The organism is Streptomyces sp. ID05-39B, assembly GCF_033794725.1.
Taxonomy (GTDB): domain Bacteria; phylum Actinomycetota; class Actinomycetes; order Streptomycetales; family Streptomycetaceae; genus Streptomyces; species Streptomyces bobili.
Genome location: NZ_JARGEF010000201.1, coordinates 1 through 15,222, shown reverse-complemented (window position 1 = coordinate 15,222; position 15,222 = coordinate 1). Strand labels below are relative to the sequence as shown.

Annotated in this window: 14 protein-coding genes and 1 pseudogene; 9 read left to right on the top strand and 6 right to left on the bottom strand. The window is 72.2% G+C overall.

Features of this window, described 5'->3' with window-relative positions; genetic code table 11:
• Positions 1–125 precede the first annotated feature (125 nt).
• The 5 genes from pgm (at position 126) to P1P75_RS31350 (ending at position 5,514) form a co-directional block, all read left to right on the top strand.
• Positions 126–1,766 (top strand): phosphoglucomutase (alpha-D-glucose-1,6-bisphosphate-dependent), encoded by a 1,641-nt coding sequence (gene pgm, locus P1P75_RS31370; protein ID WP_319261904.1) that lies wholly within the window; start codon positions 126–128, stop codon positions 1,764–1,766.
• 189 nt (positions 1,767–1,955) lie between these two features.
• Entirely contained in the window at positions 1,956–2,783 is an 828-nt protein-coding gene (locus P1P75_RS31365) for a PP2C family protein-serine/threonine phosphatase (protein WP_319261901.1), read from the top strand.
• Between the two features lie 70 nt (positions 2,784–2,853).
• Positions 2,854–3,861 carry an MASE1 domain-containing protein gene (locus P1P75_RS31360; RefSeq protein ID WP_319261898.1) on the top strand — a complete coding sequence of 336 codons (1,008 nt, stop codon included), beginning with the start codon at positions 2,854–2,856 and terminating at the stop codon, positions 3,859–3,861.
• Between the two features lie 91 nt (positions 3,862–3,952).
• Entirely contained in the window at positions 3,953–4,750 is a 798-nt protein-coding gene (locus P1P75_RS31355) for a VOC family protein (RefSeq protein WP_319261895.1), read from the top strand.
• A 29-nt stretch (positions 4,751–4,779) separates the two neighbouring features.
• Entirely contained in the window at positions 4,780–5,514 is a 735-nt protein-coding gene (locus P1P75_RS31350) for a ribonuclease H (protein WP_319261891.1), read from the top strand.
• 63 nt (positions 5,515–5,577) lie between these two features.
• Here the strand turns inward: P1P75_RS31350 and P1P75_RS31345 are convergent, their stop codons facing one another.
• The 3 genes from P1P75_RS31345 to P1P75_RS31335 form a co-directional block, all read right to left on the bottom strand.
• Positions 5,578–6,030: an SRPBCC family protein gene (locus tag P1P75_RS31345; RefSeq protein ID WP_319261888.1), complete on the bottom strand. Its 453-nt coding sequence runs from the start codon at positions 6,028–6,030 to the stop codon at positions 5,578–5,580.
• 74 nt (positions 6,031–6,104) lie between these two features.
• On the bottom strand, positions 6,105–6,929 hold the full coding sequence (locus P1P75_RS31340) for a tyrosinase family protein (RefSeq protein WP_319261885.1): 825 nt from the start codon (positions 6,927–6,929) through the stop codon (positions 6,105–6,107).
• 33 nt (positions 6,930–6,962) lie between these two features.
• A complete protein-coding gene (locus P1P75_RS31335) occupies positions 6,963–7,352 on the bottom strand; it encodes a tyrosinase cofactor (RefSeq protein WP_319261883.1) in 390 nt (129 codons plus the stop codon).
• Positions 7,353–7,701: 349 nt separating this feature from the next.
• Between P1P75_RS31335 and P1P75_RS31330 the strand changes: the two genes are divergently transcribed.
• The 3 genes from P1P75_RS31330 to P1P75_RS31320 all read left to right on the top strand — a co-directional run bounded on the left by P1P75_RS31330 (position 7,702) and on the right by P1P75_RS31320 (position 10,590).
• Positions 7,702–8,928 carry an FAD-dependent monooxygenase gene (locus tag P1P75_RS31330; protein WP_319261880.1) on the top strand — a complete coding sequence of 409 codons (1,227 nt, stop codon included), beginning with the start codon at positions 7,702–7,704 and terminating at the stop codon, positions 8,926–8,928.
• Positions 8,929–9,026: 98 nt separating this feature from the next.
• The gene (locus P1P75_RS31325; RefSeq protein ID WP_319261878.1) at positions 9,027–10,010 is read left to right on the top strand and encodes an aldo/keto reductase; all 984 of its coding nucleotides are present in this window, start codon (positions 9,027–9,029) and stop codon (positions 10,008–10,010) included.
• 154 nt (positions 10,011–10,164) lie between these two features.
• Positions 10,165–10,590: a DUF6328 family protein gene (locus tag P1P75_RS31320; RefSeq protein ID WP_319261906.1), complete on the top strand. Its 426-nt coding sequence runs from the start codon at positions 10,165–10,167 to the stop codon at positions 10,588–10,590.
• A gap of 98 nt (positions 10,591–10,688) precedes the next feature.
• Here P1P75_RS31320 and P1P75_RS31315 read toward each other — a convergent pair whose 3' ends face one another.
• Together P1P75_RS31315 and P1P75_RS31310 are read right to left on the bottom strand one after the other, a co-directional pair.
• On the bottom strand, positions 10,689–11,726 hold the full coding sequence (locus P1P75_RS31315) for a hypothetical protein (RefSeq protein WP_319261876.1): 1,038 nt from the start codon (positions 11,724–11,726) through the stop codon (positions 10,689–10,691).
• A gap of 335 nt (positions 11,727–12,061) precedes the next feature.
• Positions 12,062–13,033 carry an LLM class F420-dependent oxidoreductase gene (locus tag P1P75_RS31310; RefSeq protein ID WP_319261871.1) on the bottom strand — a complete coding sequence of 324 codons (972 nt, stop codon included), beginning with the start codon at positions 13,031–13,033 and terminating at the stop codon, positions 12,062–12,064.
• A gap of 129 nt (positions 13,034–13,162) precedes the next feature.
• Here P1P75_RS31310 and P1P75_RS31305 point away from each other — a divergent pair, with 129 nt between their 5' ends.
• The gene (locus tag P1P75_RS31305; protein ID WP_319261869.1) at positions 13,163–14,617 is read left to right on the top strand and encodes a serine hydrolase domain-containing protein; all 1,455 of its coding nucleotides are present in this window, start codon (positions 13,163–13,165) and stop codon (positions 14,615–14,617) included.
• A gap of 43 nt (positions 14,618–14,660) precedes the next feature.
• Here the strand turns inward: P1P75_RS31305 and P1P75_RS31300 are convergent.
• Positions 14,661–15,149, bottom strand: a pseudogene (locus tag P1P75_RS31300) (serine/threonine protein kinase); the annotation flags it as partial.
• Positions 15,150–15,222: the final 73 nt, after the last annotated feature.

Genomic DNA, 15,222 nt, shown 5'->3' with positions numbered 1-15,222 from the left:
GTCCGCGGGGGCCCCAGCCCGCGGCCGTGGGCGGACGGCGGGCCGGGCCCCCTCGCGGACCGGCCCTCCGACGGGGAAAGATGGGACGGCGAACCACGGATCAACCCATGCGGAGGAAACGGACCATGCAGCACGAACGAGCGGGTCGGCCGGCCGGCCCCGAGGACCTCGTCGACGTGGCCCGACTGGTCACGGCGTACTACGCGCTGCACCCCGACCCCGCCGACCCGGCGCAGCGGGTGGCGTTCGGCACGTCCGGGCACCGCGGCTCCTCCCTGAACACCGCGTTCAACGAGGACCACATCGCCGCGACCAGCCAGGCCATCTGCGAGTACCGCTCCGCGCAGGGCACCGACGGCCCCCTCTTCCTGGGCGCCGACAGCCACGCGCTGTCCGAGCCCGCCCGGGTGACCGCGCTGGAGGTGTTCGCCGCCAACGACGTGAGCGTGCTCATCGACAGTGCCGACGGCTACACGCCCACCCCGGCCGTCTCGCACGCCATCCTCACCCACAACCGGGGCCGCACCAGGGGCCTCGCGGACGGGGTGGTCGTCACCCCCTCGCACAACCCGCCCGGTGACGGCGGCTTCAAGTACAACCCGCCCAGCGGGGGCCCGGCGGGCTCCGACGCCACTTCCTGGATCCAGGACCGCGCCAACGAGATCATCGCGGCGGGCCTGAAGGACGTACGCCGTATCCCCTACCGTCAGGCGCTCGGCGCGCCCGGCACCGGCCGTCACGACTTCCTGGGCGCCTACGTCGCCGACCTGCCGGCCGTCCTGGACCTGGACGCGATCCGCGCCGCGGGCGTCCGTATCGGCGCCGACCCGCTCGGCGGGGCCTCGGTCGCCTACTGGGGCCGGATCGCGGAGGAGCACCGCCTCGACCTGACCGTGGTCAACCCGCTCGCCGACCCCACCTGGCGGTTCATGACGCTGGACTGGGACGGCAAGATCCGCATGGACTGCTCGTCGCCGTACGCGATGGCCTCGCTCATCGCGCAGCGCGACCGGTTCGACATCGCCACGGGCAACGACGCCGACGCCGACCGGCACGGCATCGTCACCCCGGACACGGGCCTGATGAACCCCAACCACTACCTGGCCGCCGCCATCTCCTACCTCTACGCCCACCGCGAGCAGTGGCCGGACGGCACGGGCATCGGCAAGACCCTGGTGTCGTCCTCCATGATCGACCGGGTGGCAGCCGACCTCGGCCGCCGTCTCGTCGAGGTGCCCGTCGGCTTCAAGTGGTTCGTGGACGGTCTGGTCGACGGCTCGCTCGGTTTCGGCGGGGAGGAGTCGGCCGGCGCGTCCTTCCTGCGCCGCGACGGCTCGGTGTGGACCACCGACAAGGACGGCATCATCCTGGCGCTGCTGGCCTCCGAGATCACCGCCGTCACCGGAAGGAGCCCGTCGGAGCACTACACGGCGCTCACGGCACGTTTCGGCGAGCCCGCCTACGCCCGTATCGACGCGCCCGCCACCCGTGAGGAGAAGGCGCTGCTCGCCAAGCTCTCACCCGCGCAGGTCACGGCCGGCACCCTGGCCGGCGAGCCGGTCACCGGCGTCCTCACCGAGGCGCCCGGCAACGGCGCGGCCATCGGCGGTATCAAGGTGACCACCGAGAACGCCTGGTTCGCCGCCCGCCCCTCCGGCACGGAGGACGTGTACAAGATCTACGGCGAGTCGTTCCTGGGCCCCGACCACCTGCGCCAGGTGCAGGAGGAGGCGAAGGACGTGGTGATGGCGGCCCTCGGCGGCTGATCCACCGGGGCCGCGGCGCGGCGCGCACCACCGCGCCGCGCCGTTCGCCCCAGACGGCCCTCCAACCGCCCTTCGGCTGCCCTCAGACGGCAGCGCACTGCCAGCCATGCCCGATATGTCGGTATCATCCAGTAAACGTAAAATCTGAGGTTCGCCCCGAAGGGGCTACCGTCCTCTCCGGAGTGAGCCATGTTCCGCAAGCGTCCGACGGACGACGGCGACGAGCTGCTGGCCAGGCTCGGTTCGCTCACCGCCCAGGCGCGCGAACGCGCGGAACTGCAACGCTCCCGCGTCGAACTGGCCATCGCCCTCCAGCGCGGCATGCTCCCCAGGGACCTGCCCGCCATGCGCGGCTACCGGATCGCCGTCCGGTACGCGCCCGCCTACCACGGCCTCAACGTGGGCGGTGACTGGTACGACGCCTTCCGGATGTCCGACGGCCGTATCGGCCTGTCCATCGGTGACGTCCAGGGCCACAACATCGAGGCGACCGCCTTCATGGGCCAGGTCCGTGTCGGCCTGCGCGCCCTCGCCTCCGTCACCAGCGAGCCCGGCGAACTCCTCGCCCTGACCAACGACCTCCTCATCTCCCTCGGCGGCGACCTCTTCGCCACCTGCACGTTCATGCGCCTCGACCCGGCCACCGGCGTGGTGGAGAGCGCCCGGGCCGGACACATCCCGTGCGTGTGGGCCACCGCGGACGGCAGGTCCGGCGTGTCCGAGGACGAGGGAGGACCGCCGCTCGGCGTCCAGGAGGCGATGGAGTACCCGGTCACCCGGTACCGGCTCACCCAGGGCGGGGTCTTCGTGCTGCTCACCGACGGCGTCGTGGAAGGGCCGTCGATGAGCGTCGAGGAGGGACTGGACCAGGTCGTGCGCCTCGCCGGCATCGCCGCCGTCGCCGGCCTGGAGGCCCATGCCCTCGCCACCGCCGTGATGAAGGGCGCCGAGCGCGTCGGGCACGAGGACGACGCGGCCGTCCTGGTCGTCGGGCACGACGGCGTTTCGGGCGGGTAGCGCGGCGCGTTCAGCCATAGGGCCGGTCCAGGTGCCTCCCGCCTCGCCGTCGGCACGGGCCCGGTGTCTGATGACTGCTGTGGTGGGCACCAGCGATCTGCGTCGGCCGGCCGTCCTCGCCGCGGAGACGGCGGTGGTCGCGGCCGGCTACTACGCGGCCGGAAGGCTGGGCCTGCTGCGCCAGCTGGTCGTCGAGGGCGCGATCTTCACCCCCATCTGGCCGCCCTCCGGCGTCGCCGTGGCCTGCCTGCTGATCCTCGGGCTCCGCTGCTGGGCCGGAATCGCCCTCGGGGCGCTCCTGGTCATCCTGTCGCTCACCTCGCTCAGCCCGTCCGTCGTCTTCAACCTGGCGGGCAACACCGCGGCCCCCGTCTGCGCCTACCTCATGCTGCGCAAGGTGGGCTTCCGCAGCGACCTCGCCCGCCTGCGCGACGGTCTCGCCCTGGTGTTCCTCGGGGCGCTGACCGCGATGCTGCTCAGCTCGACCGTGGGCGTGGGTGTCCTCCTCGTCACCGACCAGCTGCCCGCGCACGCCTTCTGGCCCGTCTGGCTGGCCTGGTGGGTCGGCGACGCGATGGGCGTCCTCATCGTCACGCCCGTGCTGCTCGTCGTGCACACCGCCCGCCGGCCGCCGCCCCTGACCCGCTGGAAGGAGGCCGCGGGCCTGGCCGTCATCGCCCTCGCGCTCATTCCCCTGGCCACCAACAGCCATGTCAGCCTGCTCTTCCTCGTCTATCCGCTGCTGATCTGGTCGGCCCTGCGCTTCCAGCTCGCCGGCAGCATGCTGTGCGCCCTGGTCACCTCGGTCCTGGCCACGGTCGCGGCCACCGACGAGGTGGGTCCCTTCGCGGGGCTGACCCGCGTCGAGGTCATGAGCAAACTCCAGGCCTTCAACGGCACCATGGCCCTGACCGCCCTGCTGCTGTCGGCCGTCATCACCGAGCAGCGCAACACGCGCCGTTCCGTCGAACGGGCCTGCCAGGAACTGGTCGAGGTACTGCAACACCTCACCGCGGGCGAAGCCCCGTACGGCCGTCCCCCGAAGGACAAGGACGACGGTCAACCCGGCGGAAGCTAGGGCACAGCCGGCATTCGGCGCGCGGGCGGGCGGGTGGATGACTAGCGTGAGGAAACGGACACCAACCGCTCTCACCGGAAGGGCCACCACCATGGCCGTGCAACCCGAGGGAACCCCTTGCTGGGCCGACGCGATGTTCAGCGATGTGGAAGGGGCCAAGCGCTTCTACGGCGATGTCCTCGGCTGGACCTTCGGCGAGTCGTCGTCGGAGTACGGCAACTACACCCAGGCCTACGCGGACGGCAAGGCGGTCGCCGCCGTCGTACCGCCGATGCCCGGACAGGAGGGCCAGTCCGCCTGGTGCCTCTACCTCGCCGCCGAGGACGCCACCGGCACCGCGGCGAAGATCCGTGAGAACGGCGGCGAGGTGCTGATGGAGCCGATGCAGGTCGGCGAGTTCGGCACCATGTGCCTGGCCCGCGAACCCAGCGGCGCCGTGTTCGGCGTGTGGCAGGCCGGCAGCCACGAGGGCTTCGAGGCGACGGGTGTGCCCGGCGCCTACGCCTGGGCGGAGGTCTTCACCCGCGAGCCGGAGAAGGCCGACACCTTCCTCTCCGCCGTCTACGGGTACGGGCAGCGGCAGCTGGAGGACCAGGAGACCGACTTCCGTCTCTACGACCTGGGGCAGGACCCCGTCCTCGGCCGGATGGCGATGGGCGACGACTTCCCGCCCGAGGTCCCCTCCTACATCAACGTCTACTTCACCGTCCCCGACTGCGACGACGCCGTCGCCAAGGCCACCAAGCTCGGCGGACAGCTCCGGTTCGGCCCGATGGGCACGCCGTTCGGCCGGTTCGCCGCCCTCACCGACCCGCAGGGCGCGAACTTCTCGGTCATCGACGTCACCACCACCGAGGGTGAGATGCCGCAGACCGGGGCCGTCTCCTAGCCGCGACGGACCCACCGCGGCGCCATGGCATGATCGTGCGCATGCGTGAACGAGTGGTGGCCGCGTGCGACGGGGCCTCGAAGGGAAACCCGGGACCGGCGGGCTGGGCCTGGGTGATCTCCGACGCCTTTGAGGCCCCGGCCCGCTGGGAGGCGGGCCCGCTCGGCAGGGCCACCAACAACGTCGCCGAACTCACCGCCCTGGAGCGCCTGCTGGCGGCGGTCGACGCCGACGTACCGCTGGAGATCCGCATGGACTCGCAGTACGCCATGAAGGCCGTCACGACCTGGCTGCCCGGCTGGAAGCGCAACGGCTGGAAGACCGCCGCGGGCAAGCCGGTCGCCAACCAGGACCTGGTCGTGCGCATCGACGAACTGCTCGGCGGCCGCACGGTCGAGTTCCGCTATGTGCCCGCCCACCAGGTCGACGGCGACAAGCTGAACGACTTCGCCGACCGGGCCGCCAGCCAGGCGGCGATCGTGCAGGAGCCGGCGGGCAGCGCCCTCGGTTCGCCCGAGCCGCCGCCCGCCCCCGACGCCCCGGCCAAGTCCGCCGTACGCCGCAAGGCCGACGGCAAAACCGGGGGAACCGGGTCCGGCGGGGGCGCCTCGCCCCGGCGGGCCGGTGGTTCGTCCGCCCGCACGATCAAGGCCAAGTTCCCCGGCCGCTGTGTGTGCGGGCGCCCCTACGCACAGGGCGAGCCGATCGCCAAGAACGATCAGGGCTGGGGCCACCCGGAGTGCCGCACCGCGGCGGCCGGCTGACCGCGCCCGTACGGCTGTCGTACGGGCCACGGCGACGGGGCCGGGGCGGGCCGGCGGCAGCGGTCAGACGACCACGCCGCGCCAGCCGCCGGTCTCGAGTCCGCGCTCCTCGATGAACTCCTTGAAGCGCTTGAGATCGCCCTTGGTCTGCCGCTTCACGAAGCCGAGCCGGTCACCGACCGTCTCGGCGAGGCCCTGCGGCTCGAAGAGCATCTGGAGCATGACCTTCGTGTGATCGTCGTCGAGGCGGTGGAAGGTCACCACACCGGACTGCCGGGCCTCGCCGCCCACCGTCGCCCAGGCAACCCGCTCGTCCGGGATCTGCTCGGTGATCTCCGCGTCGAACTCCCGGTGCACCCCGTTGACGTCCATGACCCAGTGGGTGAGCGTGTCGGTGCGCTGTTCGACGCGCCTGACCCCGCCCATGAACTCGGGGAACGTCTCGAACTGCGTCCACTGGTTGTAGGCGGTGTGCACCGGGACACCCACCTCGACGGATTCCTCGACCTGTGTCACGGTCGGCCTCCTCCTGTCTCTCGGGTACGTGGCGCCCGGGTACCCCGCGGCCCGCGCGGACAACCGGGCTCCGGTCAGGCGGTGTCGAAGGTGTAGTGGGCGGTGTGGTCGAGCAGGTCGGCCGGGGTGGTGTCGTTCCACGGCTTCATCGTCTCGTGCAGGTCCACCACGTCCGGTGTCCCCGCCGCCGGCAGGTACCCGGCCTCCGGATGCCGCCGCTGCCACTGGGCCCACAGCTTGTCGATGTAGGCGTGGTGCAGCCAGAACACCGGGTCGTTGGGGGAGACCCCGGTGGCCATCTGGCCCCCGACCCACACATGCACCCGGTTGTGCAGGTTGACGCCCCGCCACCCCTCCAGATGGTTGCGGAAACCGTCCGACCCGCTGTTCCAGGGCGCCATGTCGTACGTCGGCATCGCCAGCACCGAGTCGACCTCGGCCCGCGTCGGCAGTTCACGCACGCCGGCTCCGAGCGCGCGCCGCAGGAACGTCCGCCCGTCCACGCGCACCCCGATCGGCCAGTTGCCGCCGGCGGCGGCGAACGGGCCGTCCGACACCCGTCCGTCCCGGGCGCGCCCGGTACCACCGAGGAAGTCCGGCGCCCACAGCGAGGAACGCGGCGACCGGTCGACGGACCAGTCCCAGTACGGCAGCGCCACCGAAGCGTCCACGGACTGGAGCGCCCGCTCGAACTCCAGCAGGAATCTGCGGTGCCAGGGCAGGAAGGACGGTGAACGATGGCCGGTGCGCTCGCCGTTGTCGGTGTCGCCGACGATGAACGCGTTGTGCGTGGTGACGAAGGCGTCGTAGCGGCCGCTGCGCTTGAGTTCGAGGACGGCGGCGACGAAGCGGCGCTTCTCGTCTGCGGTCAGGGACGCCTGGTTCTTACGGACGGTCATCTGTGCGGTGCTCCAAGTATGCGTGCGAGGTGGTCAGTTGGCGGGGAACGGCAGCAGCCGGGCGCCCTGCAGCTCGTCGACCGCGGCGCGGGCGGCGGCCCGCGGGGTCGGCACCGGGGCGTAGTGACTGATGACGCTGATCCAGCTGCCGTCGGCGTTGCGCATCACGTGCAGCTCCACGCCGTCGACGAACACCGCGTAGCCGCCGCCGTGGTGACCGCCGCCGTGATGCCCGCCTCCGGAGGCGGGCCGGCCCTGTATCCGACGCCCCTTGTAGACCTCGTCGAAGGCGTCGGGGGAGTCGGGGGAGCCGGACGGGGTCGCGTTCGCGGAGTGCGCCGCGGCCGTCCCGGTGGCGGTGGCGGCGCTCGCGGCGAGAGCCGCCGCGGTGGTGAGTGCGCGACGTCGGCTGAGTTCCGGCATGCGGGACCTCCTGGGGTGCGTTCGGTTGACGACCCCGCATGCCTATCGGCCGACCGGAGAACGGGAGAAATCCCGCGGGACGGGTTGGCCGTGATCAGGACAATCGATAATAAGTCGTGCAATGTTCAAGGAAGATGATCTTGCCGTCCGATGGGCACCTGGTGTGGCGGAACGGGCAATTCCTTTCCCCGGAATGGTCCCTTTCGGTGATCTTTCGCGCGCGACCGCTCCGCCGGTGGTGTGGCTCACGTGGAGAAAGTGACGGAATCGCGAAGAAGGGCCCGCGGTGGCCACCCCTGCCCGCTGCTACTGTGCGTCGTCGACCGGCCACAATTCGTCATTCCCGGGGGTGTGCGTGAAGGTCTCCTGCGTCGGTGGCGGGCCCGCCGGCCTGTATCTCGCCATCCTGCTCAAGCGGCAGGACCCGTCCCACGACGTCACCGTCCACGAGCGCGACCCCGAGGGCTCGACCTACGGCTGGGGCGTCACCTACTGGCGCTCACTCCTCGACGAACTCCACGTGCGCGACCCCGAGTCGGCGCGCGCCGTCGAGGAGCACTCCGTGCGCTGGAACCAGGGCGTCGCGCACGTACGGGACCTGGTGACCCGTCAGCCCGGTGACGAGGGCCACGGCATCGGCCGGCACAAGCTCCTGGAGATCCTCACCGCCCGCGCCCGCGCACTCGGCGTACGCCTGGAGTTCGAGCGGGAGATCACGCCCGACGACCTGCCCGAGGCGGATCTGGTCGTCGCCGCCGACGGCGTCCACAGCGCCCTGCGCACCCGTCACGCACAGCACTTCGGCGCCGAACTGACGCCCGGCCGCAACCCCTACGTCTGGCTCGGCACCACCAAGGTCTTCGACTCCTTCACCTTCGCCTTCGTGGAGACCGATCATGGCTGGATCTGGTGCTACGGCTACCCGTTCAGCTCCGAGCGGAGCACCTGCGTCATCGAATGCGCCCCCGAGACCTGGACCGGCCTCGGCCTCGACCGGGCGGACGACGCCGGCGGCACGGCGCGGCTGGAGAAACTCTTCGCGCACATCCTCGACGGCCACCCCCTGATCGGGCGCCCCCGCGGCGACGGCGGCGCCCCCTGGCTGACCTTCCGCACCCTCACCAACCGCACCTGGTACCGGGACAACGTCGTCCTCCTCGGCGACGCCGCCCACACCACCCACTACTCCATCGGCGCCGGTACCACCCTCGCCCTCCAGGACGCCTTCGCCCTCGCCGACGCCCTGCGGGAGTGCCCCGCCCTGCCGCGGGCCCTCGCCCGCTACGAGCGCGACCGCACGGCCGCCCTGCTCACCCCGCAGAGCGCCGCCCGCCACAGCGCCCAGTGGTACGAGAACCTCGCCCGCTACATCGACCTGCCCCCGGAGCAGATGTTCGCCCTGCTCGGGCAGCGCCACTCGCCCCTGCTGCCGTACGTCCCGCCACAGCTGTACTACCGGCTCGACAAGGCCGCCGGGCGGCTGGAGGCCCTGCGCAGGCTCAAGCGTTGGCTCGGTCCGAGGCTCGCCAGGACCACGCGGACGGCGCGGGCCACCACTCCCGCCTCCAGGCGGTAGCCCGCCGGGGCCGGCCGGCCCCCGCGTGGACGAACCGCAGGTGGTGGGCCGGACCGGCCGGTTCCGCACCCGGCCGGAACGGATGACAGACTGCACCCATGGACGAGCGCGAATTCGGCAGGTCTGGTCAGCACGCATCCGTCATCGGTCTCGGCACCTGGCAACTGGGCGCCGACTGGGGCGACGTCGACGACAAGGAGGCGCTGGCGGTACTGGAGGCGGCCGCCGAGTCGGGCGTCACCTTCTTCGACACCGCCGACGTGTACGGCGACGGCCGCAGCGAGCAGACCATCGCCGCCTTCCTCGGCGGACGGCCCGACCTGCACGTGCTGGTCGCCACCAAGATGGGCCGCCGCGTCGACCAGATCCCCGAGAACTACGTCCTCGACAACTTCCGCGCCTGGAACGACCGTTCCCGCCGCAACCTCGGCGTCGACCGCATCGACCTCGTACAGCTGCACTGCCCGCCCACCCCCGTGTACTCCACGGACGAGGTCTTCGACGCCCTCGACACCCTGGTGGCGGAGGAGCGCATCGCCCACTACGGCGTCAGCGTGGAGACCTGCGCCGAGGCCCTCACCGCGATCGCCCGGCCGGGCGTGGCCAGCGTGCAGATCATCCTCAACCCGTTCCGCATGAAGCCGCTGTACGAGGTGCTCCCGGCGGCCCGCGAGGCCGGCGTCGGCATCATCGCGCGCGTGCCGCTCGCCTCCGGTCTGCTGTCCGGCAAGTACACCAAGGACACCGTCTTCCCGGAGAACGACCACCGCACCTACAACCGGCACGGCGAGTCCTTCGACCAGGGCGAGACCTTCTCCGGCGTCGACTACGCCACCGGCGTCGAGGCCGCCGCCGAGTTCTCCGCGCTCGCCCCCGAGGGATACACCCCGGCCCAGCTGGCGCTGCGCTGGATCGTCCAGCAGCCCGGTGTGACCACGGTGATCCCAGGCGCCCGCTCGCCCGAGCAGGCCCGCGCCAACGCGGCCGCCGCCCGCCTGCCCGAGCTGTCCGAGGAGACCCTGGCCGCGGTCCGGGACCTGTACGAGCGTCGGATCAAGGCGCAGGTCGAGGGCCGCTGGTAGCCGGACCGCGCCGGGGCCGGAGAGAAACGCCGGCCGGCGGGTACTCGCCCGGGGGAACATCCACTCGAACCGGGGAGGACACGTGGCCGACACGGCGGCGGGGGCCGAGCGCCGAAGAGGGCGCAACGAGACCGAGGAGGAGCGGGCGGACCGGATGTGGGGGGAGTTGATCCAGGAGGTCCGCGTCGCCCAGACCGGCGTCCAGATCCTCTTCGGCTTCCTGCTCACGGTCGTCTTCACCCCGCGCTACGCGAGCCTGGAGGACACCGACCGGGCCATCTACATCGTCACGGTCGTGCTCGGCGCCTGCGCGACGGGCGCCCTGATAGGCCCGGTGTCCCTGCACCGGCTGGTCTCCGGACGGCGGGTGAAGCCCCAGGCGGTCACCTGGGCCTCCCGGATGACGTTCGTCGGGCTGGTGCTGCTGCTCGCCACGATGACCTCGGCCCTGCTGCTGATCCTGCGGGTGGCCACCGAAGACGGCTATGTGCCCTATCTCGTGACCGGGGTGGTCGTCTGGTACCTGCTGTGCTGGTTCGGCGTCCCGCTGTGGACCCGGCACCGCTACACGTCCCGCTGAGCGGCCGCACCGCACGGCTGGCTCACCGCACGGCGGCGGACGGGCGGCCCCGCGTACGGCCGCCCCTGCCGCCCGCCGCGTACGGCGCCGTGTACGGCTCAGTCCGTGGCTCGGGCCCCGCGCAGGGCCGCGATGCAGCTGCCGATCGCCTGCTGCAGCTCCTCCAGCTGCTGCACCATGTCGTCCTCGTAGAAGTCCTGCGCGTCGTCGAAGGTCAGCTCCTCGAACACCTTCGTCGCCTTCTGCAGACCGCTGTAGAACTTCGTGCGCCGCTCCTGCACCCGCAGCTCGGGGTCGGCCTCCACGGCCTCCACGACGAGCGTCCTGAGCGTGCCGTACGCCTCCGTCGCCCACTCGCCACAGTCCTCGCCCTCGTCCAGTTCGTCGAGCAGCGACAGATGCCGCTCGGCCTCCTGGCGCAGGTCGGCGGGCGCGTCGACGGTCTGCCCGGCGGGCGTCTTGATCTGCCCGGACTCGGCGATCTGACGGACGTAGCCGATCCGGTCCGCGGAGCGGCTCTCGCTGGCGACGGCCTTCTTCAGGTCGTCGGTGCGCACCACGTCCCGCGCCAGCTCGGTCTGCAGTTCCGGGTCCTCCTTGACGCGGTCCAGGAGGGCGGCACGGGCCGCCCGCGCGGTCGAGGGGTCGGCGAGGATCGCGGCCCGCAGCGCCGTCGGGTTCTCGGCCACCTCCAGCGCCTTGGTCGGCCGGATGCCCTCGGCCTCGGCAGCCTTGGCGATCGCGGTGCCGCGCTCGGAGGACGCACTGGAGCGCGACACGTAGTAGGTCGGCCACACGTCCGCGTCCGGCAGCTCGACCTGCTGTCCCGGCGCCAGCTCCTCGAAGTGCGGGACGAGACCGTCGTCGGCGGCCCGGTCCCAGGCCTTGTAGTGGCGCATGACGCGCTCCGCGGAGCAGCCGGCCAGTTCGGCGAACTCCTTCGCCGACACCTTCGGCGTCTCCTGCGCGCTCTGCCCGCCCGGCCGGACGCTGCGCGCCACCATCAGCCCGAAGGCCCACCCACCGGTCCGCGCGTACACGCCGAACTCGCGGGCGTCGCGCGCCACGAGGTCGGACAGCGGCGCGGGGGACACCGCCGCGGCGGACGTCTCGGACGGGTCGATCGCTACGGTCACGGATGACTCTCCTGTGCAGACTGCGGAAACCGCACGCCCCGGAACGGGACGTGCCGACCGGCAGCCTAGGGCCTGTCCGACGGTTCCCGTCGTCGCCCGGAGGGCGGCCGCGCGGCGTCAGGCGCGTGCTCCGGGGGTCCCCCGGCCGAGGTCTGGGGAGTGCGGGGCCGTTGGACGTACTTGGGTCTGCGACCGGTACGGCGAGCGTGCGTGCGTGGCGTCGCGCGGCAGCGGGGAATCGCCAGGACAGTCCCGGCGGAATCGTCAGACAGGCGCCAGGACAGTCCCGGCCTCCGCCCGCGCCCGTCACTCACGCCGGTGGCCGTGCCGGTGGGTCAGGTGAAGGCCTCGCGCAGGGCGGGCAGCAGTGTCTTCTCCGAGAAGTCCAGATACGCCGGCTGCGTGTCGCCGCCGATCTGCACCAGGGCGATCTCCGTGAACCCGGCCTCCGCGTACGGCCGCACCGCCTCGACGAAGGCGTCCGGGTCGTCGCCGCACGGGATCGACGCGGCCACGTCGTCCGGGGTGACGAACTGGGTCGCCGACTCGAAGGAGTCCGGGTGCGGCAGCTCGGAGTTCACCTTCCAGCCGCTGCCGAACCAGCGGAACTGCGCGTGCGCCCGTTTCACCGCCGTGTCCCGGTCGGGGTCGTAGGAGACCGGCAGCTGGCCCACGCGCGGCTTGCCCGCACCGCCGTGCCGGTCGAAGGCCTCCAGCAGCCCGGACTTCGGCTCGGTGGCGATCACCAGGTCGGCGAGGTGCCCCGCGAGCGCGCACGACTGCTCCCCGGAGACGGCGATGCCGATCTCGGGCGGCGTGTCGGGCAGGTCCCACAGCCGGGCCGAGTCGACGTCGAAGTGCGTGCCGTGATGGGTCACGTGGCCGCCCTCGAACAGGGCGCGGATGATCTCCACGGCCTCCTCGAGCATCTCGTGCCGTACGTCCACGGAGGGCCAGCCCCCGCCCACCACATGCTCGTTGAGGTTCTCCCCCGAGCCCAGCCCCAGCCGGAAGCGCCCCTCGGACAGCAACTGCATGGTGGCCGCCTTCTGCGCCACGATCGCCGGGTGGTAGCGGACCGTCGGGCAGGTCACGTACGTCATCAGCGGAATGCGCGAGGTGGCCTGGGCAGCGGCGCCCAGCACGCTCCACGCGTAGGGGGAGTGGCCCTGTGACCGCAGCCACGGAAAGTAGTGGTCCGAGGTCACCGAGAAATCGAAGCCGGCCTCTTCGGCCCGCACCAGATGGCCGACCAGTTCACGCGGGCCGGCCTGTTCGGTCATCATCGTGTATCCGATTCGCACCATGTGTGCCCGGGTCCCCAGAGGGCTGGGGCGGAAACGGGCCACGGTCGGGGCCGGAACATCCCTCGGTGTCCCCCGGTGCCCCTTTTTATGCCCTCGCCCTGCGGCGGGCGTTCGGGGAAGGATGCGGGCATGAGCGCCCGTCCGCTGCCTGCCGGCACCCCGTCCGCCCAGGGCGTCGACGCCTCAGGTGTCCTCGCCTTCCTCGACGCCGTCGACGCGGCCGAGGCCATCGAGCCGCACAGCCTCATGGTCCTGCGGCACGGCCGGGTCGTCGCCGCCGGCTGGTGGGCGCCGTACACGCCCGACCGTCTCCACCTGCTGTACTCCCTCAGCAAGAGCTTCACCTCGACGGCCGCCGGGTTCGCCGTGGCCGAGGGGCTGATCGGGCTCGACGACCCGGTGATCTCGTACTTCCCGGAGTTCGACGCCGACATCACCGACCCGCGCAGCCGCGCGATGCTGGTGCGGCACGTGGCGTCGATGGCGAGTGGACACGAAGCCGAGACCGTGGACCGGGCCCGCGCGCTCGACCGCGACGACCTCGTCCGCGGCTTCCTGCTGCTGCCGCCCGACCGCGACCCGGGCACGGTGTTCGCCTACAACCAGCCCGCCACCTACACCCTCGCCGCGATCCTCCAGCGGGTCACCGGCCAGACCCTCACCGCCTACCTGAAGCCCCGGCTGCTGGACCCGCTCGGCTTCGGCGACCTCGCCTGGCTGACCGACCGGAAGGGCCGCGAGCTGGGCTTCAGCGGCCTGCACGGCACCACCGACGCCATCGCCCGGCTCGGCCAGCTGTACCTGTGCGAAGGCGAAGGGGACGGGCGGCGGCTGCTGTCGCGGGAGTGGATCGCGCAGGCGACCCGCGAGCACATCCCGACCGCGGGCGCCATGAGCGCCGGCGACCGGCAGGACTGGGACCGCGGGTACGGATTCCAGTTCTGGCGGTCCCGGCACGGCTACCGCGGCGACGGGGCCTACGGCCAGTTCTGCCTCGTCCTGCCCGAGCACGACGCCGTCATCGCCACGACCGCGGCCACCCCCGACATGCAGGGCCTGCTCAACCTCGTCTGGGAGCACCTCCTGCCGGCGTTCCACCCGGCCCCGCTGTCCGGCCGCCAGGACGCCGACGCGGCCCTCGCCGGCCGCCTCACCCGCCTGGCCCTGCCGCCCACCCCCGGAAAGCCCGCGCCGCCGGACCTCCCGCACGCGTGGTCGGGGACCGCCTTCACCCCGTACGGCGATGTCTGCGCCGACCAGCCGGGCCTCACCGGCGTGACCGTCACGGCGGACGGCGACGGCTGGACACTGACCCTCGCCGAGGGCGACGACCGCATCCCCGCGCGGCTGGGGTTCGGTGGCTGGACCGTGACCGAGGAACCCGTGCCCGTCGCCGCGAGCGGCGGCTGGAGCGACGGCGACACCCTCGCCGTGGATCTGGCCTTCCTGGAGACCCCGCACCGGCTCCGGGTGACCTGCTCCCTCCCGGCCAGGACCTTCACCGCCCGCTGGACCACACAACCACTGCACGGAGGCCCCTTGCGCAGGCAGCGCGCGCCGCGCGGCCGGGCTCCTGTCCGGTAGGCCGCGAAGGCCGCGTTCGCCGGCTTGCGAGGGAGACGACGGCTCACGCCGGCCCCGGCCGGAAGGTCTTGAGGAACGTGGACAGGGCCCGGCTGTTGGCGGTGGCGTCCCAGTCGGCCGCGGGGGTCGTCCAGCGCAGGGAGAACCCGCGGTTGCCCCCGAGGAGGAAGCCGCGGCCGAAGGTGCGCACCCGGGTGCCGTCGACGTCGACGGCCCACTCCATGTCGGCCGCCGCGTACCCCTGGTACGTCGTCGCCTCGATCTCCCCGATGCGTTCGAACCCTTCGGCCCGGCGCAGGCCCGGCTCCACGTCCTCGCGCCAGACCGCCACCGGATCCGGGCCGACGCGCTCGCTGTAGGTGACCGCGAGGGTGCGCGGATCGCCCTCGGCGCCGAACGTGACCCGGTAGGCGAGGTCGCCCGAGCGGGTGGTGTCCAGCCGGGTCCAGTGCTCGGGGAGGGCGACGGAGAAGCCCTCCTGCGCCCGGAACACCCGGAAGCCGGCCGGCAGGGCCCCGGCCGTGGCCGAGGGCTGTCCCTTAAACACATTTCCGACCCCACGAGACAGCAAAAAACCTCGTATCCCGTCTTCGGTATAAAAAAAA

Excerpts from the sequence above, each read along its gene's own strand:
- P1P75_RS31340 (WP_319261885.1), bottom strand. The coding sequence starts at position 6,929 with ATGACCGTCCGTAAGAACCAGGCGTCCCTGACCGCAGACGAGAAGCGC.
- pgm (WP_319261904.1), top strand. The coding sequence starts at position 126 with ATGCAGCACGAACGAGCGGGTCGGCCGGCCGGCCCCGAGGACCTCGTC.
- P1P75_RS31360 (WP_319261898.1), top strand. The coding sequence starts at position 2,854 with ATGACTGCTGTGGTGGGCACCAGCGATCTGCGTCGGCCGGCCGTCCTC.
- P1P75_RS31335 (WP_319261883.1), bottom strand. The coding sequence starts at position 7,352 with ATGCCGGAACTCAGCCGACGTCGCGCACTCACCACCGCGGCGGCTCTC.
- P1P75_RS31325 (WP_319261878.1), top strand. The coding sequence starts at position 9,027 with ATGGACGAGCGCGAATTCGGCAGGTCTGGTCAGCACGCATCCGTCATC.
- P1P75_RS31310 (WP_319261871.1), bottom strand. The coding sequence starts at position 13,033 with ATGGTGCGAATCGGATACACGATGATGACCGAACAGGCCGGCCCGCGT.
- P1P75_RS31320 (WP_319261906.1), top strand. The coding sequence starts at position 10,165 with ATGTGGGGGGAGTTGATCCAGGAGGTCCGCGTCGCCCAGACCGGCGTC.
- P1P75_RS31350 (WP_319261891.1), top strand. The coding sequence starts at position 4,780 with ATGATCGTGCGCATGCGTGAACGAGTGGTGGCCGCGTGCGACGGGGCC.
- P1P75_RS31305 (WP_319261869.1), top strand. The coding sequence starts at position 13,163 with ATGAGCGCCCGTCCGCTGCCTGCCGGCACCCCGTCCGCCCAGGGCGTC.
- P1P75_RS31365 (WP_319261901.1), top strand. The coding sequence starts at position 1,956 with ATGTTCCGCAAGCGTCCGACGGACGACGGCGACGAGCTGCTGGCCAGG.
- P1P75_RS31355 (WP_319261895.1), top strand. The coding sequence starts at position 3,953 with ATGGCCGTGCAACCCGAGGGAACCCCTTGCTGGGCCGACGCGATGTTC.